Source organism: Enterobacter sp. 18A13 (assembly GCF_007035975.1).
Taxonomy (GTDB): domain Bacteria; phylum Pseudomonadota; class Gammaproteobacteria; order Enterobacterales; family Enterobacteriaceae; genus Enterobacter; species Enterobacter vonholyi.
This window is the reverse complement of record NZ_AP019634.1, coordinates 2,348,702-2,367,905: the sequence shown is the minus strand read 5'-3', so window position 1 is coordinate 2,367,905 and position 19,204 is coordinate 2,348,702. Positions and strand designations below refer to the sequence as shown.

Genomic DNA, 19,204 nt, shown 5'->3' with positions numbered 1-19,204 from the left:
TTTAGGGGATTGGGGTAAACGCTGAAAGGGTACAAGAAAGCAGGGGAAGCGGCAATTTTCCTTTTCCCCTCGCTCACTTTATGACGGACTCCGTGCGCTGATTTTCACCGATAATTTTTCCCGAGCTGTTTTCAATCGTAAACCGAATCGACACGTCGTCCTGGCCCACGGGCGTGGCCGTAAGCGTTTTAACCATCGTTCCCGAATCTGCTGCGATCGTCATCGCCGTCGTGCCTTTTGCCAGCACCTTGTCGCGCTGGGTGATGCGCCAGGTCAGACGGCATTCGCGGCACGGTTTCCAGGTGTCGTTGATGGCCCACAGACGCAAGGTCGCCGCCGCCCCGGATTGCCACTGCGCCGTGACGGGTTCAATGGACGGCAAAACAGGCTGGTAGGCGCGTTTTAAGGCGTAAAACCCGGCTTTAGGCTTACGCAGGTAGTCCACCACGCCCCAGTTGATGGAGGGCCAGGTTTCTACAAACATGAAGTGGAACAGGGCCGTCACCGGCTGGTAGCGCTGACGACGGTAGCTCTCTGCCGCCGTGGCCACCAGCTGCGACTGGTACGCCTGAGTATTGCGGATCATCGCCTGAATGTTGTCCCCACGCGAAATACCGGCAAACTTAAAGGTCTGGAAGGGCTGAAAATTATGGTATTTCCAGACGGTCCAGCCGGGATCGTCAGCGGCGGTCGTTTTTGGCCAGAGCGACGCCGCCGGGATGATGGTTTTTAGCGTCGATAAGCGGGGAAGCGCCTGCGCGCCGAACTCGGTGATGATCCCCGTTTTGGCCGGAGCAAGCAGGTCGCGTACGGTACCAAAGTACCAGCCCGCCCAGTAATGCTCCTCAACGGCGGAGAAGCGGTGCACGATGCGGGAGGTATCTTCGGCAAGCGTATCCGCTACCTTTTGCGTGAGTTCGCGGTTGAGGTTTTTATTCCAGTCCGGGAAGCGTTTTTCCATCCACGGCGAGTTCCACGGCGGTTCGTTATGCCCACCCCAGACGATAATGGCGGGAGAATTACCGAACTGTTCGATCATCTCCCGCGTCTGTCGAACCGCATTTTCCGTGAAAGCCGCACTGTTGTTGTAGCCCCACTGCAGCGGAACATCCTGCCAGATCATCATGCCCATCTCATCGGCCACGTCATACAGCGCACGTCCGGCAACGTGTCCGTGCACGCGTATGGCGTTGGCGTTCATGGCTTCCACCAGACGAAGATCGCGACGGTATTTTTCTCGCGTCATGGTGCTGAGCCAGGGGGAGCCGATGTAATTGCTGCCCTTAATGAAAAGGCGTTTGTCGTTAATGAGCCAGCCCTTATTGTCGGGCTGCTCGACGATCTTGCGCAGCCCGGTGCGGGTGACCGCCGTATCCATCAGGCCGTTTTCATCCCGCAATGCCACGCGAATGGTATACAGGTGGGGTTTTCCGGTACCGACGGGCCACCACAGTTTTGCCTTCGGCATAGGCAGCGTCACCTGCACGGAATGGGCACCGCTTTCGAGGGTAACCGGAAAGTCAGCCTGGAAGCGCTTGCCGCTGAAATTGGTGGGCGTGGCGGTGAGCCGCACGGTCGCCGGGCCCGATTCGAGCGCGCGATAGCGAATATCTGCTTTCAGCGCGGGGTGCGTCAGCCCCTGTGACCAGTCTGGTCGCAGGATGGTCTCATCCAGGGTAGCGCCCCGGCTAAGATGCAGCCTCACCGGTGCCCAGATGCCGCCCGAGTTGGCGTCCTGTCCTTGCGGCGACCAGGCCCCGCCGGGACGCGTGTCATGCTGGTTAAGGATCCCCTTCATAACCGTTTTATGCAGCGGCCAGACCTTATTGGGATCTTCGTAAGGGCTGTCCACCCTGACCACCAGTCGGTTGTGACGTTGTAACGTCTGGCTGGCATCCAGCGAAAAGCGCTGAAAATAGCCCTCATGCTGGCCGAGCGGCTGGCCGTTCAGGGTGACCTCGGCCAGGTAATCGACGCCGTCAAAAACCAGGGTGCTCATTACGTCGGGCGGCTGCACGGGCAGGGAAAAGGCGTGCTTGTACCACAGCGCGCCCTGATGATCGTACCCGGCGCTGTACCAGTTGGCTGGGACCTGAAGCGGGCGCCAGCCTGATGCGGCAGGATGCGCGCTATTATTGGCGTCCTGAACCTGCCATTCTCCAGCAAGAGACCAGCTGACCGGCGCAGAGTTCGCCACCGTGTGGGTGGTCAACAGGGCAACGAGCAGCGCGCAGTTGCGAGCAATCATGCGTTTACCCCGCGCGCGTTGAGCCACGCCATCAGGCGCAGCGATTCCTTCTGAAGCTGCTGGTTTAGCGTCGTAAGCTGTTGCCCCTCCAGCGTGTGCGCCTCGCTCTCCAGCACCTGTAGCTGCTGTGCGAGCGTGCTGAAGTCCAGGGTGACGGCTTCTCCCCGTAGCTTGTGGGCCGCGCGGCGCAGCGCGTCACGATCGTCGCTGTCGATAGCCAGGGTGATGGTCTTCATGGCCTCCTCCAGCCCTTCGCCAAACAGGGCCAGCAGCTCCTGAACCAGAGCAGGGTCGTCAGCACACTGCTTCAGCAGGCGTGCTTCATCCGGGAAGTCGGAAGGGGCATCGTGGCGCGGGAGCACGCGAGCAATCTCTTCAGCGAGACGCTCCTGGCTGATGGGTTTGGCAATGTAGCCGTCGAAACCCATCTGAAGACAGCGCTCTTTATCCCCCTGCATGGCGTGTGCCGTCATGGCGACGGTGGGCTGAGCCGGTCCGGGCCGGGCGCGTTCTTCTTCACGCAGCAGGCGAATGGCGGTCTCACCGTCCATCTCTGGCATCTGAAGATCGATCAGCAAAACGTCCCACACGCCCGCGCGCCAGCGTTCCAGCAGCGCGACGCCATTATCGACGATCTGACAGATGTGGCCGAGCCGCTCGAGCAGGCGCGCGGCGACCTTCTGGTTGACCAGATTATCTTCCGCAAGCAGGACCCTGAGCCCCGCAGTGTCCGGCGCGACGGTGGGCGCGGGCGCGCTTTCACTCACCGTCTTCGGCGCACGTTCAAACGCCGCGGCAATCGCCTGATGCAATTCATTCTGGGCGATAGGTTTATGCAGGTAGTTCTGGATACCGATCCGCTTCAGCATATTGATATCAAAATGTCGGCTCATGGAGCTCAGCATGATGATGTGGCTCTCAGCAACCTGCGGTAGCACCGAAAGTTCGAGGGCTAGCGACACGCCGTCCATATCCGGCATCTGCGCGTCCAGCAGGATCAGCGGCCATGCCGTTCCCGCTTTAACCCGGTTGATGGCCTCGCTGGCGTTGTTGACGCAGGTGGGTTTCAGCCCCATCTGGCTAAGCATGGCGGCCAATAGCTGCAGGTTGGTCGCGTTATCATCAACCACCAGCACGGGCTCCCCGTTAAAGCTATGGCTATGCCGGCGTTCCTCCGGGCCAGGCGCCTGGGTTGCAAGCGGCAGCGCGAAGGAAAATTCGCTGCCTTTCCCCGGCTCGCTGGACACCGTTAATTCGCCGCCCATCGCCGCGACCAGTCGCGCAGAGATGGTTAGCCCGAGCCCCGTACCGCCATAGCGTCGGGTGGTTGAGTTATCCGCCTGGCTGAAGGCTTCAAAAATGGCTTTCTGCTTATCTGAAGGTATGCCAATGCCGCTGTCGCGCACGCGAAAACGCCAGTGTTCCGCGCTATCGCCGGGTTCAACAATGAGGATCACTTCTCCCTTATGGGTAAATTTCAGCGCGTTGCCCAGCAGATTGGTCAGGACCTGGCGCAGTCGCGCGCCGTCGACCAGCAGCACGTCGGGGACGTCGGGCGCAATATCGACCAGCAGCTCGATGCCTTTTTCGCTGGCCCCCGGCATGTGCGGGCGAATAAGCGACTGAATAAAGGGGCGGACCGGGACGGGCTCCGCCTCCAGCTCCACTTTGCCAGCTTCGATTCGGGAAAAGTCGAGAATATCGTTGATGATGTGCAGCAAAGACTGGGCAGAACTCATCACCAGCGTCAGGTAATCGCGCTGATCGGCGCTGAGCGCCGTATCCAGGCACAGTTGGGTCATGCCAATAATGCCGTTCATTGGCGTGCGAATTTCATGGCTCATATTCGCCAGGAACGCGCTTTTTGCCTCGTTGGCTTTTTGTGCCTCAATGGCCGAGGCGAACGCCTGAATTTCAGCCTCCTTGCGGCGCGTAATATCCTGCAGCGTGCCAATCACGCGCTCGGCGTTTCCCTCAATAGAGAGCGTGACCACCTGGCCGGAGAGCAGCATCCAGCGCAGTCCTTCGGTAGGGTGATGCACGCGAATTTCACATTCAAAGACCGGGCGATGATCCTGCTTCGAAGCCTGTAGAGCCTTGCGCAGCGCTGCGCGATCGTCCTCGTGAACCTGGTTAAGTAAAAAACGCACCGGATATCGCCACTGGGTGCGCGACTGGCCCAGCATGGCAAGCAGGGTATCGTTGACCTGGAGCGTGTCGCCGGAAACCTGCCAGTCCCAGATCCCGATATGGATGGATTCCGCCGTCAGCAGAAAATCGTCATGCAGCTGGTGCCGCGCCCGCTGCGCTTCATCCAGCTCGGTAATATCGCTGTGCAGGCTGACAATGCCGCCGTCCGCAAGCCGCTGATGCTGGACGAAGATGCGCCGCTGGCCCGCCTGCCGCACTTCGCAGTGTTTATCCTGCCGACAGTTGCGCACGATCGACTCGCGCAGCGTCTGGCGCAGGCCAGGGTCGACGTTGTAAACGGCGTCGATAAAGCGTTCCGCCAGCGACTCCAGCGTTGTGCCCGCCTTCAGCCACGGGGTGATGACCGGATAAAACAGGGCCACGTTGTGATTCCAGGCCTGCAGGCGTTCCTCGCGGTCATAAATCATGACGGCCGCCGGCAGAGCGTTAAGATCGTACGTGAATGCGCTCATCGTGATCCTCCTACGCGCGGTAGTGCAGTTCTGCCTGCCGGCGCAGGTATTCCAGCCCGGGCGCGATCGCCATGGCCCAGGCTGTCAGGATCTCATCGTCGCACTGCGGATCGCGCAGGCTCACGGTGTTCAACATCGCTTCGCGCCACAGGGCGAAAAAACGCGGGGGGAGGTGGAGACCGTCGTCGCTTTGCTCCCGCGCCAGGCGCTCGAGAAAATCAGGCACGATTAACGCGCCGTCTACCGCAAGCATGGCGAAGAAACTCTTAAACAGAGTCTGCTGACCCTCGCTATCCGGCAGGCGAGAAAAATGCTGCTCCGTCTCGGGCGACATATGAACGAAGGCGTCATAGAACGTCTGGAAAAACGCCTTTTTATCATTATCCGGAAAGACGCGGTTCAGGCTGGATTCAAACAGATCGCGGTAAAATTTCACGGCGTCCTCCTTACGGCGTTTTCGCTCGGTAGACAGTGCCCGACGGGCGTATATTCATCTGCCACACGGCGCGTAAAGTAGCTCTCTTTTTTAGCCCGGCGGGCGTCAAACAGGGGGCCCGCGTTGTGTTTGAAGAACAGGGCTTCCAGCACCGTGGCATTGGTGGAAAGGGTGAGCGCAGCGTTAGTATCGCCCGTGGCTTCCTGGCGGCCTTCGTACCAGCCTTTTTGCGGATCGTTAAGATGCTTTGTCACCGCCATCAGCACGTCGGTGTACGGGGTGTCCCACAGGGCCCACAGGGCAAAGACCGCTTTGGTCGATACCTGCGCGAAACGGGTGTAGTCCCGACCATCGTCACCGACAGAGTTCCAGGCATAGCCATTTCCCCAGACCGTATCCTGGATATGCCAGGGCGCCTGCGGAAGCGAGAAATCTGCCCTGGCCGTCAGGATCTTATCGGTCTCCCAGCGGCTCTTCTGGCTCAGCCAGACGTTTTCGGCCTGCTTGCGCAGGTGCTTTTGCCGATCGGCCGCAACGCCTTCGGGCTCCCAGCCAAACTCCAGGCCCGGCAGCATATAGGGAAGGGTGGCGATCAGGGAGGGCTGCCACGTTGTGCGCGGATCCCTGGCATCGACGGCCAGACGCCGCTGGGCGATGATGACGTGGTGCGCCGGGGGCGTAAACGCTTTCTCCGGGGAAAACCCCCACAGCTGAAACGCCGTTGCGGCATATTCGCTCTCGCCCAGGCGCAGCTCCTCGCGCACCACCGGCTGGCCGTTTTGCAGGGAAGATGACCATAGTTCGCCTTCACGATCGATGACCGGACAGAAATTCCACCGCAGAATGATTTTATCCAGGTATTCGCTGTACTGCGGTTTCCGCTCTGCGGTGAGGCGCAGGGCGAGCATCAGACGCGCCATATCGCGCGCGGACCAGCCATTTTTAACGGGCTTGCCGCTAAAGTCGATCGGCGTCGCCGTCTGGCTGGAATAGAGTCGACCCGGCGTCCGGGCCTCGGTCAGCATCAGGCGGTTAAGGGTGCCCATCAGCCGCGTCAGGCGAGCGTCATATTCGGCGTCGTCAATCAGCCCCAGCTCTTTGGCCGCCAGCAGGGCGATAAGCGTGTCGCCCATTTGCCAGAGCGTGACGCGGGGCTGTTTGTCGCTGCCGTTGACCAGCCCGGTTTGCGGCTGGGTATTATTGACGAAATAGCGCCAGGCGATCGCCGCCCACGTCCGCTCTTCCGGCGTCAGGGCGGCAATACGCGCGCTCGAGTGCCAGCCGCCACTGATGAGCCAGCGCCAGCCTGCGCCCTGATGGGCAAACAGCGCAAAGACGATCGCGCCTGCAAGGAGTAATCCCGCAAGCCCTCTGGCTAAGGTTTTAAGCATTGCGCAGTCACCGGAGGCAGTTTAACGGGCTCGTCCGCGCTGCATGACGCGCACTGGCAGGCCTGGCAGGCGGGTTTGGTGCGCTGCGTGACGCCGGTCCGGTCGCACCAGCTTTTTACGGCCGGTGTGCTGGTAAGGAACGGGCGGCTGCGCAGCGTGTTGTTCTCTTCAAACTGATCGAGCAGCTTTTGATCCCACAGAGACGGGGCAAAATCCTTGCTCTTCGGATTGTCGGTGTTGAAGGCCAGCAGTTTTCCCTCTTTTTTGAACAACAGGGCCTCCAGCATGATGCCGTTGTTGTTCGCGGTGAACTCTTTGATCGGGCCGTCGCCGTTTTCATACAGCCCTTCGTAGTAGCCTTTTCCCTCTTCGTTGGCATTCTCAATGGTATTCAGCAGGCGGTCGGTATAGGGGGAGTTCCACAGCACCCACATGCCCAGCGCCGCCTTCAGCGAAATCGCGGCAGCGTTAGGGACGAACTGTCCCTTATCGGTAATGGTGTTCCAGTTGTATCCGTCGCTGAAGACGGTGTCATAGACGAAGTAAGGGGCCTTATCGAGCTGGTGCTCGGAGCGCGCGGTGAGGACGCCGGTAATGGTATAGCGGTTTTCCTGAGCCTGATAAACGCGGTCGGCAAAGTTTTTCATCCACGTCAGGGAGTAGTCGCGCGGGGCGTTATCCCGGTCGGTCGGTTTGTCAAAGCCGAACTCCAGCCCGTAAAGCAGGTAAGATTCTGTCACCACGTAGTTATGCTGCGACGTGTTGCGTGGATCGCGCGTATCGTACGGGACCAGCACGCAGTAGATCTCGGCAAGCTCGTAAGGCTGCGGACGGCTGGCTTTACAGGTATTAAACCCCCACAGCTGGAAACCGGCCGCGCCGTACTCTTCATAGCCCAGCCGCCCTTCCTGAACGTACTTCGGCTGGCCGTTCTCCAGATAGGCCCCGTACAGCGTGCCGCAGGGGTCGATCGCGTGGCTAAAATCCCAGCCCAGCACCACGTTATCAATGCTGTTGCCGTATTCCGGATAACGCTCTTTGATGATTTTCAGCCAGACCAGCATTCGCCCGATATCCAGCGCCGAGAAGCCAATTTCGCCGGGCTTGTTGGTGTAGTCCACTTTCTGGCCGCTGATGGTGTTATAGGCCTTGTTGGGGAGCTCGTTGCGGAACAGTACCAGGGTGTTTAACGTGGCGAGGAATTTCAGCATCCGGCGGTCAAATTCCGCTTTATCAACGATCCCGAGCTCGCGCGCCGCCGTCAGGGCGGCCAGATAGGAGGCGCTGTCCCACATGGTGGTGGAGGGATATTTGTTGACCGCATTCACCAGGCCCGTCGTGGGCTGATAGTTGGTGACGAAATACTGCCAGGCGTTTTTCGCGATGGTCATCTCCCGGGCGGTCAGCTCGCCGCTGCGCGGGGAGTAACCTGATGCAGGGAGCTCGGTGTCCGCACGCACGGTCGATAAGGCCAGCCAGCAGATCGTTATTCCCGTGAGCAGGTGGAAAAGGATCGGGGATCGTGGCTTCATGGCGTTGCTCCTGCTGAGGGGGAAGTGTAGAGGCAGGCCAGACAGAGCATCTGGCCATGCGCGATGTAAGACAGACTTTCCAGCACAATGGCATTGGTATCGGCGTCTACGACGGCATTGACGCTGTTGTTGAGATTTAACCCGCGCTGCCAGCCTTTACCCGGCACCTGAAGGGCCAGAACCTGCTGGCGCAGCGCTTCGCTCCAGCTGTTGCGGAAAAGGGCATACCAGGCAAACGCGGTGCGGGTGGAGGTAATCGCCACTTTCTCCGGCACCTCGTCGCGCAGGTTACGCGCCTGTACCGGCTGCCTGTCCGGCAGATCGTTAACGTAATCCGGCGCGGGTTCGGCATAATCCGTGCTGATCGGCGGTTTTGGCGCGCGCAGGCCGTGGCGCCGCTGCTGGATCTGCATAATTCGCCACGCAATTTCAGCGCTCTGCGCATCAAAGCCCAGCTCAAGACCGGTTAACAGGTAGGGGAGACTAATCAGCGAAGTTTGCTTGCCCCAGGGCGTACGTAGCCCTTCATCGGGCACCATTACGCCATCCAGATCGATCATCTTTTGCCCTTCAGGCGGGTTGGTCACCGCGAGTCCTGCCGCGCTGTCAATCAGGCGCAGCGTATGGCTGGCATAGAGACGGTAGCCAAAGCTGTCTCGCTGTTCATCATCGGTCAGCGTCCAGTGATGGAGCGGCACGGCTGCCTGACTTTGAGCGCTATTTTCAATCAGAGCGCCGGTGTTCCAGAGGCTAAACAGATCGTGGATAGCCGCCGCGTGCTGGGGATAGCGCCACAGCAGGGTCTGTAATGCCGTCAGCAGCCGGCTCAGACCGATTGCGGAGGCGTCAGGCTTGCCCAGAATCTTGAGCGTGTCCGCATGGTAATAGGCGGCGGGGAGACCTTTGTCATTGAGCGGCAGTTGCCCCAGCGTGAACACGGCGGTGCTGACTCTCTCGTCAAACTCATCGGCGGAAATAATATTGAGCTGCTCTGCGGCAGCGGTCGCAAACAGGTAGCTTCCCACGCTCCAGAGGCTCAGCCAGGGTTCACCGTCGCTGGCGTTCGCCAGCCCGTTTGGCTGGGTATTATTCACGTAGTATTGCCAGGCGACCCGTGCCCAGATGGCTTCGTCATAGGTCAGCGCCCGTTTTGTGGGCAGCGGCGGAAAGTCTTTACTGAGCGCGATGCCGCCGCTGCTTTCCACGCGCGTGGGCATCTGTTTCTCCACCCAGACCACAATGGCTAAGCCGATCAGGAAGCCGAGCAAAATGGTGAGGTAGCTGCGCGCGGGCAGCAGGGCATCACGTATCCTCATTGGGTGACCTCATCCTCTTCAGCGGGCGTCCACATGGCCGCGAAAATCAGCGGCAGCATGGCGGCGATGTTCACCCCTCCCCAGAAAATATTGATGACATAGCCGGAGGGGTCGTCCACCTGTCCACGCGCCACCTGGATACCGCCCCAGATAAGCCCTGCGAGGGTCAGTACCACGATGGCAATCTGCGGCTTCACCAGGTAGAGAAAACGGCCCGTCTGCCGCTCTTTTGGCGTGACGTGAAATTTGATCTGTTCGCCCCGCAGCACCGTATTGAGCGCGCGCAGGTTCATGGAAAAGAAGGAGAGGTATGAGGCCCTGCCGTCCCAGGCCGAGATCCCCCAGGTGCCGAACATAAAGGCCAGCTCGGAGAAAATAAAAAACGGCAGAAAATGCAGATAGAACGGCGTCGACCAGGCGGACACCGGCGGAATGCCGGTGAACAAATAGATAATGGGTGAAATCAAAAACACCGTGTTCCATACGCAGGCCATGTATGACCAGAAGGTGGTGGCATACATCAGCGTCTGGGGCAGAGAGAGCCTGAAGCGGCGACGGCTGAAGATGTTGTCATGAAACAAAATATCCAGCGAGCCGGCGGCGTACTTAAAGCGCTGGATCATCCAGGTGAGCATATCCTGCGGAGAGAGCATCTTCGATTCAACCCGCGGATGCATAACCGAGCGCCAGCGTCGTGCGGCGTCACCGTGCAGCAGCACCGAGGTGTAAATATCTTCCGAGACGTGGAATTTGTAGGGGGTAAGCTCGGTGTCAAACGCCACGTGCGGACGCATTGCATTCTGCAGCGCGTCCCGGGTCTCCTCATCGCGAATGTCGCGCGTATGACGATGGATCTCCTCTTCGACGGACCAGACGTAGCTTCTCAGCGCGGCCTGCATGACCGCCTCGCGACGGTGAATGGACGCCGCGCCACAGCAAAAAGCCGCGTTCGCCCAGTTGCGCCGCCGCAGGATCACGTCATAGAACATGCGCGGATCGTTAAAAAACGGGTCGCGGCCTATCGTGACCGGGCCAACACACTTTTGAATCAGCCAGCCCAGACCGTAGCCCACTTTTCCGGCTTTTCGCTGGCCCCAGCGCGACAGGTTTTCCCCTTCCGGAAGATCGAAGAACCACTGCGGCGTCTGTACCCAGGCCACGTCCGGATCGCGAAAATAGCCCAGCGTATGGCTGAGCAGGGTGGGAAATACCCGGGTATCGGCGTCGCAGATAACAATGAAATCGCCGTCGGTTTGCTCAAGGCCGTTGCGCAGGTTGCCGGCCTTAAAGCCGATGTTGGTCTGGCGAGTGATATAGTTAACGCCTTCCTCTTCACAGACGGCTTTCATCTCCGGGCGGCGGCCGTCATCAAGCACGTGGATCCGGTAGTCAATCGGGAACGGGTACGTCATCTTCAGGGCGTCGCGAATGGACAGCCTGACCAGCTCGGTGTCTTCCGAGTAGGTGGCAATGAACAAATCCACCTTTACGGGACGGGGCTCAACGGCCTCCTCAGGCGACAGACATTCGTTAATTTCGCCGGGCGGCGGACTTTGAGGAGGATCCTGTTCTTTCCACAAATTGATGGTAAACAGCACGGTGCCAATCCACGCCAGGGTTTCGGCGAGGACCAGCGGAATGGCATACCATAATGCGTCAGTATTCAGGGAGGCGGTCCAGCGCCAGTAAATATAATTGGCACCCAGAATAAGCGCCGCGACCGCCAACACCTGCCAGGTCATCATTACCCAGCGCGGTGTTGTTAACGGTTCCGGAGGACGACGATGTTCAAAACGGGAAAAATAAAAATCCATAGTTCCGGCGTTCCTGATTCCGTGAAAATGCAGACCCATTCTGCTGCGCAGACAGTTACCCAAAAGCGTAAGAAAATAGCGATTAAACAAGATTTAAGATAAGTGTAGAACGCCGAATAAAAGTGTCCAGCCGCGTTTTTATTAATATTTAGCGGTGGTTAATTCAGCTTAAATTCTGCTTAATATCTTTCATCTGCTGACGATAAATTGCGGTTACTATTCCTTTAGGCTATCTACTTTATTTAGACCTTAATTTTCGTTTTCAGGCAAAGGACACCCTATGAGCCATGTTGCGCCGTCGGTAGCGCAAGAAGATGACGCTAAATCAACAACATGGAGGTATGCCGTTGCAGGTGCCAGGGACCTGAGAATCGACTTTATGCGCGGCATTGCCCTCGTCATGATGGTCGTGGCGCATACGGAGGTGATGTCGGTATTTAATATATTCTCCTGGGAGCGTTTTGGGTTAACAACGGGTGCAGAAGGTTTTGTTATTCTCTCGGGGTTTATGCTTGGCATGCTGAACCGCGCGCGTTTGCAAAAAGTGGTTTTGCTCACGGTTTCCTGGGGGCTTTATCTCAGGGCATGGAAAATATATCGTGTAAATATCATTATCATAGTGTCCTTTATTCTCCTGGCCTATATCCCACATATTAATGTTTTCGAGGTCACCCATTTTACCGACCGTTTTTCGGGTGAAAGCTGGTCGCTTTATCCTGTTACGCCGCAAATTAAAGAGACTTGGTTCAACATTATTCTCTATTTGCAGATTGGCCCCCATCAGACGCAAATTCTGGGGCTGTATATCTTTTTGCTGCTACTCAGCCCGCTATTTTTGGGGATGCTGCAGAAAGGAAAAGTCTGGTGGCTGCTGGGGCTGTCGCTGCTGGTGTACGGCCTGTGGCAGCGCTGGCCGCTTCGGCTGACGCCGTCGGAATTCGAATTTGCCTTCCCGCTGCTCGCCTGGCAGTTCATCTTTGTGCTGGGCATGGCCAGCGGTTGGTATAAAGCCGAACTGCTCTCTTTCGCCCGGACGCCGCCGGGGAAAGGGGTGGTAGTGGCGCTGGTTATGGTGTCGCTGGTGCTGGGATTTGTCGCCCAGAACCATACCAACCCGTTTATGCCGCCCGCGCTGCTGATGCACGTCATCCCGCCTGACAGCTTCAATTCGTTTTATCACACCTGGGCGGCGAAGAACGGGCTGGGCCCGGTAAGGGTGTTAAACGATATCGCCCTGATGGTCACCGTCTACCTGGTGCTGACGTATTGCTGGACGCCGCTCAACCGCCTGCTGGGATGGTTCCTGATCCCGCTCGGCCAGCACTCGCTTTATACCTTTATTTTGCATGTGTACGTGGTGCTGCTGGTGAGCCAGTTCATCACCTTCGACTTATGGCGTCACGCCTGGATAGAGAACACGTTAGTGCATGCGGCGGCACTGGGTATTTTGTGGCTGATGGCAAAATACGACGTCGGCGCACGCTGGATACCTAACTAAGGATGGCGGTTATGCGCGAAAAATGGCTTCTGGCGGGCGTGCTGCTCGCCGCGATACCCGCCGCGGAGGCGGCGAAAAGCAGTGAAAATGAATCCCTGCGCGATAAGAACGGTGAACCCGTTCAGGCTGGCGTCTTTACCAGCCGCTGGGGGCGCCTGTTCTCGGGTAACGACAAGAAATTCTCAGGTGCGCTGAGCTTTAGCTCGGGACTGAAAGAGCAGTGGATGAGCATTCCGAACAGTTCAGACACCGCCACGGAAAAGAAAAAGTTTAACCAGACGCTAAATCTCAGCCTTCAGTATTCCCCCTACAGCTTCTGGTTTGCCAACATCACGTCCCGACTGCCGGTCAGAGACACCAGCCGCTACACCGCCGATTTTCGCTACAGCTTCGGCTACGATGACTGGCACGCCAACACGGTGAGCCTGGTTTACAGCAACTACGGCGATAACCACTTCTGGACGTCGGGTAGCCGACGACATACCTATTTCGAACAGGGCGCCTTTACGCTGGCCTACAAGTTTTCGCTACCGAAACCGGTCGAAAACACGCTCCTGATTAATAAAGGGGACTCCATCATTTGCCAGGTCGGGTACAGCTGGGTGCCGCGCTACTACGACCTCAGCAGCGATGACATTCGCAAAAATAAAAACGTTATGCTCGGCGGCTGCGGCTACACCTTCAAACAACATTTCTTCGTTCGCGCGACGGCATTCTGGTTCCCGGACAGCAGCCAGCAGCAGCCCTGGAACGGCGATTACAGCTACAGCTTCGGTTATGCCGGCTATACGCCGGGTTCGTTCTCCATCCAGTACGCGAACTATGCGGGGACGCGCTATCCGGGGCACGGAAACGGGAATGCAAAATTCAGAGAAGGGACCGTGAGCCTCATCTGGTTCTTACCGCTATAGGAGGGATACATGTCGGCGCTGCACGTGTTAATCGTTGAAGATTCGCTGATTTATCGTCGGTTACTCTCCAGAATGCTCACCCTGTGGGGGTATATCGTGAGCGAGGCGGAAAATGGCGTCGCCGCGCTGGAAATACTGTCCAGCCAGCCGATCAGCATGGTGATAAGCGACTGGGACATGCCGGAAATGGACGGTCTCACGCTGTGTCAGACCATCCGCAACCGTCAGTTTGGCCACTATGTGTATATCATTCTTTTGACGGCCCGCGAGAATGCAGGAGATTTAACGCAGGGCTTTGATGCCGGGGCGGACGACTTTTTAAGCAAGCCGGTCGAGCAGGATGAACTGCGGGCGCGGCTCCACGCCGGGGGCCGTATTTTGACCCTGGAGGCGACCCTCGCGGCGCACAACAAGCGCCTGAGTGAAGCGTTGCATCAGATTGAACAGGATCTTGAACTCGCGGCGCGCGTTCAGCACTCGGTGCTGCCTTCGCACCGCTTACGTTTTGGGAACTACTTTTCCGACTGGCTTTTCATGCCGTCTGCGTGGGTCTCAGGCGATGTGTTCAATATTTTTCCACTCGATTCTCACATTGGGTTCTATTGCGTGGATGTGTCCGGTCACGGCGTGGGGGCCGCGATGATGTCCCTCGCGGTGGCGCGCCAGTTCTTACATGGTCGGGTGGTAGACCGTTTTTTGTTTACCGATCGGGGCGGCATTCAGTCGCCTGCGGAGGTGATCAGGATCCTGAACAGCCGCTTTTGCAGTGAAGAGAGCGACATTACCAGCTATTTCACCATTATCTACGGGGTAATCGACCCCGAGAGCGGACGAGGGGTGTTGTGTCAGGCCGGGCATCCTACTCCCGTCATTGTGAACGCAGACAGCGCCGTCACGTCCGTGGGCGATGGCGGCCCGCCGGTGGGTCTGATGCCTGACCTCAGCTGGGAGGACGTCGCGTTTACCCTCAATCCGGGGGATCGCTTATGCTTATTCAGTGACGGTATCACGGAGTGTGAGAACGTCAGCGGCGAGCAGTTTGGCCCGCAGCGTCTCGAACGCTGGCTTCATGACCATGCCCGACTTCCGGTTGACCAGCTCCTGCCGCGGTTCGGTGACCACCTGACCGGCTGGCGCAACGCAAATCGTGATGAACCGACCGCCTTAACCGATGACGTTTCACTGCTCGTGATCGAGCGTCAGGGAGAACAGAATGATTATTAACACCGAACGACTACCGCATGCCAACATTCTCACGCCCGCAGTCCGGCGGCTGGATGCCTCCGTTGCCGCGACGTTTAAAGCGTCCGTGACGGAGGAAATTGGCGACGATCGCAAGGCCTTGATTGTCGACTTCAGCAAAGTGGATTTCATCGACAGCAGCGGGCTGGGAATGCTGGTGTCGTTGTTTAAGCTGATGAACGGGAAAGGCGACATGGCGCTGTGCTCCCTGAACCCCGGGATAATGAATATGTTCACCCTGACCCGCATGGATCGCATATTCCGTATCTATCCGGATAAAAGCAGCGCGCTTGCGCAGCTGGGGCAGTAGATGCAGACGCCGGTGCAGGCAGAATTTCCGGCGGTGCTCGGTTCCCTGACGCCGCTGGCCGGCTGGCTGGAAGAGCGGCTGAGGGCGCTTCCCGTAGATGACGAGTGGCGTTTCGCGCTCGATCTCGCCGTCTGTGAGGTGGCGACGAATATCATCCGCCACGCGCTGCATGAGGATGCCTCGCGCGCATTCAGCGTACGGTTCGACATCCGCGACAGCGATGTCTGCATTGTTTTTACCGACGCGGGTGACGCGTTCCCGCTGGAGCGGCTTGAGGCCGCCAGGCGAGACCGTTTTTGTGAAATCTCGCCGCTGCTGGAGAGCGGCAGGGGGCTGATGCTCATTTTACTGAGCGTCGATCGTTTCACTGTGGAACGCGTGACGGGTGAAAACATCGCCACGCTTGAAAAGAAAATCAGCGTATGACCCGCGGGCCATACGCGCGGTGTTTTTATTTAGCGTTGCCAGCAAACAGCTCCGGCGCCCACGGACGCGGATCCACCTCCATAAACGGCGCACGCTCGAAGCGATCCTTCAGCGCCCACGGCACCGTGCAGTCGAAGATCGTCTTGCAGGAGATGCCGTTTCCGCGAATCGAGGTGCTGTAATCCGGCGACTGGGACGGATCCAGCTGGTGGCCGCGGATCCCCGGTATATTGGTGATGCTGACATCGCCCTGCATGCGCGTCGTCATCGCCCACAGGATGTCGTCACTGTCGAAAATATCCACGTCTTCGTCGACAAGAATAATGTTTTTCAGCTCCGAATAGGTGGCCAGGGCGATAAGCGCCGCCTGGCCCTGACGTCCTTCGTCTGACGGCTGGCGTTTTTTCACCTGCAGTATCCCGAGGAACTTGCCGCCGCCCGCGGTATGGGCATAGACGTTTTGCAGGAAACCCGGAATTGCCTCTTCAACGGCATTGCGGATGCTGGCCTCCGTCGGCAGTCCGGCCAGCGTGGTATGTTCTTCCCCCGGACCCACCAGCGTCTGCAGGATCGCGTGGTTTCGCATGGTCACGGCTTTCACTTTAATCACCGGCAGGGAGGGGTTCGCCTCGCCGCAGTAGCCCGGGAACTCCGGCATCGCGTGGCCGGTGTTGGTGTGCTGATCCTCTCTCACGCGCACGCCCGGCAGCAGTTCACCTTCGATGATGATTTCCGCCCGCGCGATGGCTTTCTCTTTGACCGCCACGCCCTGCACCAGCTCGACCGGCTGCTGGCGCAGCGCCCCGGCGACGCCCAGCTCGTTGTAGCCAAACGGCGTGGTAGGGGCCTCAAAGCACGCGCCGATATAGATGGCGGGGTCGAGACCCATGTTGATCGTCACCGGCAGTGGTTTTCCGGCATCTTCCGCCTTTTTGCGGAACACTTCGATGTGGCGCCCGGCGGCAAGGAACATGGAAAGCTCGTCGCGCTCCTGCACGCAGAGGCGGTGAATGGTGACATCCGTCAGCGAGCTGTCTTCCGGATCGCTTGCCAGCACCAGTCCCAGACAGAAGAACGGACCCGCATCAATCGGCGTGTTGGTCGGGGCCGGAAGCAGCTTGCGCAGATCGAAGTCAGGATCGTCAGCATAGAAGACCTGCTCCTGACAGGGAGCCTGCGCGGCCGGAACGACAACCGGCGCAACCGGCTTTTTCACCGCCTGGCCGACGTGCTTTGCCAGTTCAGAAGGCTCGCAGCCTAACAGCAGCGCCGCGCGCTCGCGGCTGGCATGCATGCCCACCAGGATGCGGGAGTGCGGAAAGCCCTTAATGCTGTTGAACATCATCGCCGGGCCCGTGCGGGTTGGGCGTTTGACCGTGCCGCCTGCGCCGATATGGCGATAGACGCCCGCCAGTTCGGCGTTGGGGTCGACCGGACGATCGGTTTCAATATACTGCCCGTCGTGGCGCTGCAGTAAGGCGATGGCGCTGCGGAGATCGTTAACCTTGTGTTCCATATTTTCCTCCCTCGGTTGAATCCCTCCATTTTTATGGCAATGACCAATAGCATCAATTGCATCATTACTGTTAAATTGATAAGTAAATCTATATCAATACAGGGAGACGTCTCGTGCAGTTTCGTCAGATGCGCCACTTCATCGTCGTGGCCGAAGAGCTCCACATGCACCGGGCCGCCGAGCGTCTGAACATGGCGCAGCCGGCGCTGAGCCAGCAGATAAAGGCGCTGGAAGAACGTTTAGGCGTCACGCTTTTCAGCCGGGCGAACCGCCGCTTAACCCTGACGCCCGCGGGCGAAGCGTTTCTGGTAAAGGCCAGGCTCGCCATCTCGCTGACCGAACAGGCGGTGCTGGACGCCAGACAAACGGCACGGGGCGAGCAGGGTGTGTTAAACCTCGGGTGCGTGTCGAGCGCGATGTTTGACGGCAGGCTGCCCGCCGCGCTTCGCCAGATGCACAGCCGCTGGCCGGCCATTACCATGTCCCTGATGACCGGAAACGTGCAGACGCTCTACGCCGCCGTGCAGAGCAACCAGCTGGATGTGGCCATCATCCGCGCGCCGCTGCCGTCGCTGCCGGACGATCTGCAAAGCCGCCCGTTTGCCTCGGAGAAAACGGTGCTGGCGCTGTATCGTCAGCATCCGCTGGCCGGATCCGCCGCCCTGACGCTTTCGTCGGTGAAAGACGAAAAATGGATCTCCCTGCGCGATCCGGAGGGAATGGGGCTGGAGCAGTACTTCTATGACGCCTGCAGCGGAGCGGGCTTTCAGCCGGACGTCGTGCAGAATGCGACCGACGTGCCCACGGTGATAAGCCTGGTTTCGGCGGGGTTTGGGCTGGCGCTGCTGCCCGCGTCGGCAAAGGCGGTGAGCGTCGAGAATGTCGTCTACGTGGACATACTCGACCGGCTGCGGGAGAGCGAACTCACCCTGGTTTGCCACCGGATTATTCGCTCAGAGGTGCTTAAAAAGTTTCTGGTAACGCTCGATCACACCTGACGTCCGGCGGCCCGCAGCAGCTGTTCGCGCAGCCAGGCATTCGCCGGATCCTGGCTGTTTTTCGGGTGCCAGTACATGTTGATGGTAATCGGCTGGAGCGGCAGCGGTGGTGCAAAGAGATCCAGCGTGCTGGCAAACTGCTTCAGCATCCGTTCCGGCAGGGTGCACACCAGGTCGGTACCGGCAACCAGCGCAGGCGCCACGGCGTAGCTCTGGGTGGACATGGCGACGTGTCGCTGGTAGCCCAGCCCGGCGAGGGTTTGGTCGACATAGCCGGTAAACGGATCTCCCGCCGACGACACCACCAGATGGGAAAGCGCGCAGTAGCTATCCAGATCTAACGGACCCGTTCCGCGCGGATGGCCTTTACGCTGGGCGGTGGCAAACGCGTCGTCAAGGAGTTTGCGCCTCACCCATCCGTCATGGGCTCCTGCGCTCACGCCAATGTAGATATCCACATCGCCGTTTTCCAGCTGCTGCGGCAGGTCAGCTATCTCCGGCAGGGCGAAGCGCAGGCGGATACCGGGGGCATAGGTTCTAATCTGGTTAAGCAGCCCGGTGCCGAGCATCAGCGCCGGATTCTCATGCAGCGCGATTACAAAGGTCCGGCTGCTGGTTTGCGCATCAAACGCGGTGGGCGCAAACATCGCGCTGATGCCGCGCAGCACGCTTGCCACCTGCGGCCTGAGCGCTTCCGCGCGCGGCGTGGGCAATACCCCGCGTCCATGCGGGGAGGGAATAAACAGCGGTTCGCCAAACAGCGTGCGCAGACGCGCCAGACGGGCGGACAGCGCGGGCTGGCTGATGCCCAGCCGCGCGGCCGCATGGGTGATATTCCTGTCCTGAAGCAGGGCGTCCAGCGTCAGGATCAGGTCTATGTCCATATCAGAGATGGGCGTCATC

At 59.0% G+C, this 19,204-nt stretch carries 15 protein-coding genes; 6 read left to right on the top strand and 9 right to left on the bottom strand.

Annotated elements, in window-relative coordinates:
• Nucleotides 1–73: 73 nt before the first annotated feature.
• Genes FOY93_RS11565 through FOY93_RS11535 form a run of 7 tightly spaced genes read right to left on the bottom strand, consistent with a single transcriptional unit; the run spans nt 74 to nt 11,400 of the window.
• Complete coding sequence (locus FOY93_RS11565; RefSeq protein ID WP_143345143.1) at nt 74–2,248, bottom strand: glycoside hydrolase family 2 protein; 2,175 nt, start codon at nt 2,246–2,248, stop codon at nt 74–76.
• Nucleotides 2,245–4,911, bottom strand: a complete 2,667-nt coding sequence (locus tag FOY93_RS11560; RefSeq protein WP_143345142.1) for a hybrid sensor histidine kinase/response regulator — start codon at nt 4,909–4,911, stop codon at nt 2,245–2,247. The genes FOY93_RS11565 and FOY93_RS11560 overlap by 4 nt, the downstream gene beginning before the upstream one ends.
• A gap of 10 nt (nt 4,912–4,921) precedes the next feature.
• On the bottom strand, nt 4,922–5,347 hold the full coding sequence (locus FOY93_RS11555) for a globin family protein (RefSeq protein ID WP_143345141.1): 426 nt from the start codon (nt 5,345–5,347) through the stop codon (nt 4,922–4,924).
• Nucleotides 5,344–6,738 (bottom strand): DUF3131 domain-containing protein, encoded by a 1,395-nt coding sequence (locus FOY93_RS11550; RefSeq protein ID WP_143345140.1) that lies wholly within the window; start codon nt 6,736–6,738, stop codon nt 5,344–5,346. Before FOY93_RS11550 ends, FOY93_RS11555 begins: the two co-directional genes overlap by 4 nt.
• Entirely contained in the window at nt 6,723–8,270 is a 1,548-nt protein-coding gene (locus tag FOY93_RS11545; RefSeq protein WP_143345139.1) for a DUF3131 domain-containing protein, read from the bottom strand. Before FOY93_RS11545 ends, FOY93_RS11550 begins: the two co-directional genes overlap by 16 nt.
• Complete coding sequence (locus FOY93_RS11540; RefSeq protein WP_143345138.1) at nt 8,267–9,586, bottom strand: DUF3131 domain-containing protein; 1,320 nt, start codon at nt 9,584–9,586, stop codon at nt 8,267–8,269. The genes FOY93_RS11545 and FOY93_RS11540 overlap by 4 nt, the downstream gene beginning before the upstream one ends.
• Nucleotides 9,583–11,400 (bottom strand): glycosyltransferase family 2 protein, encoded by a 1,818-nt coding sequence (locus FOY93_RS11535; RefSeq protein ID WP_115875102.1) that lies wholly within the window; start codon nt 11,398–11,400, stop codon nt 9,583–9,585. The genes FOY93_RS11540 and FOY93_RS11535 overlap by 4 nt, the downstream gene beginning before the upstream one ends.
• A gap of 280 nt (nt 11,401–11,680) precedes the next feature.
• On the opposite strand from FOY93_RS11535, the gene opgC reads away from it, so the two are divergent.
• From opgC to FOY93_RS11510, 5 genes are read left to right on the top strand one after another with little or no spacing between them, the layout of a single operon-like run.
• On the top strand, nt 11,681–12,898 hold the full coding sequence (opgC, locus tag FOY93_RS11530) for an OpgC domain-containing protein (RefSeq protein ID WP_143345137.1): 1,218 nt from the start codon (nt 11,681–11,683) through the stop codon (nt 12,896–12,898).
• A gap of 11 nt (nt 12,899–12,909) precedes the next feature.
• On the top strand, nt 12,910–13,809 hold the full coding sequence (locus tag FOY93_RS11525) for a hypothetical protein (RefSeq protein ID WP_143345136.1): 900 nt from the start codon (nt 12,910–12,912) through the stop codon (nt 13,807–13,809).
• 9 nt (nt 13,810–13,818) lie between these two features.
• A complete protein-coding gene (locus tag FOY93_RS11520; RefSeq protein ID WP_143345135.1) occupies nt 13,819–15,033 on the top strand; it encodes a PP2C family protein-serine/threonine phosphatase in 1,215 nt (404 codons plus the stop codon).
• Nucleotides 15,023–15,361, top strand: coding sequence for an STAS domain-containing protein (locus tag FOY93_RS11515; RefSeq protein ID WP_023292380.1), 339 nt, complete (start codon nt 15,023–15,025; stop codon nt 15,359–15,361). The genes FOY93_RS11520 and FOY93_RS11515 overlap by 11 nt, the downstream gene beginning before the upstream one ends.
• Nucleotides 15,362–15,787, top strand: coding sequence for an ATP-binding protein (locus FOY93_RS11510; RefSeq protein WP_111963579.1), 426 nt, complete (start codon nt 15,362–15,364; stop codon nt 15,785–15,787). It abuts the gene before it with no gap.
• Nucleotides 15,788–15,812: 25 nt separating this feature from the next.
• Here FOY93_RS11510 and FOY93_RS11505 read toward each other — a convergent pair whose 3' ends face one another.
• On the bottom strand, nt 15,813–17,303 hold the full coding sequence (locus FOY93_RS11505) for a UbiD family decarboxylase (RefSeq protein WP_143345134.1): 1,491 nt from the start codon (nt 17,301–17,303) through the stop codon (nt 15,813–15,815).
• Between the two features lie 113 nt (nt 17,304–17,416).
• Between FOY93_RS11505 and FOY93_RS11500 the strand changes: the two genes are divergently transcribed.
• Nucleotides 17,417–18,301, top strand: a complete 885-nt coding sequence (locus FOY93_RS11500; protein WP_008501665.1) for a LysR substrate-binding domain-containing protein — start codon at nt 17,417–17,419, stop codon at nt 18,299–18,301.
• On the opposite strand, the gene FOY93_RS11495 is transcribed toward FOY93_RS11500, so the two are convergent.
• Nucleotides 18,292–19,203 carry a LysR family transcriptional regulator gene (locus FOY93_RS11495; protein WP_143345133.1) on the bottom strand — a complete coding sequence of 304 codons (912 nt, stop codon included), beginning with the start codon at nt 19,201–19,203 and terminating at the stop codon, nt 18,292–18,294. The genes FOY93_RS11500 and FOY93_RS11495 overlap by 10 nt on opposite strands.
• Nucleotide 19,204: the final 1 nt, after the last annotated feature.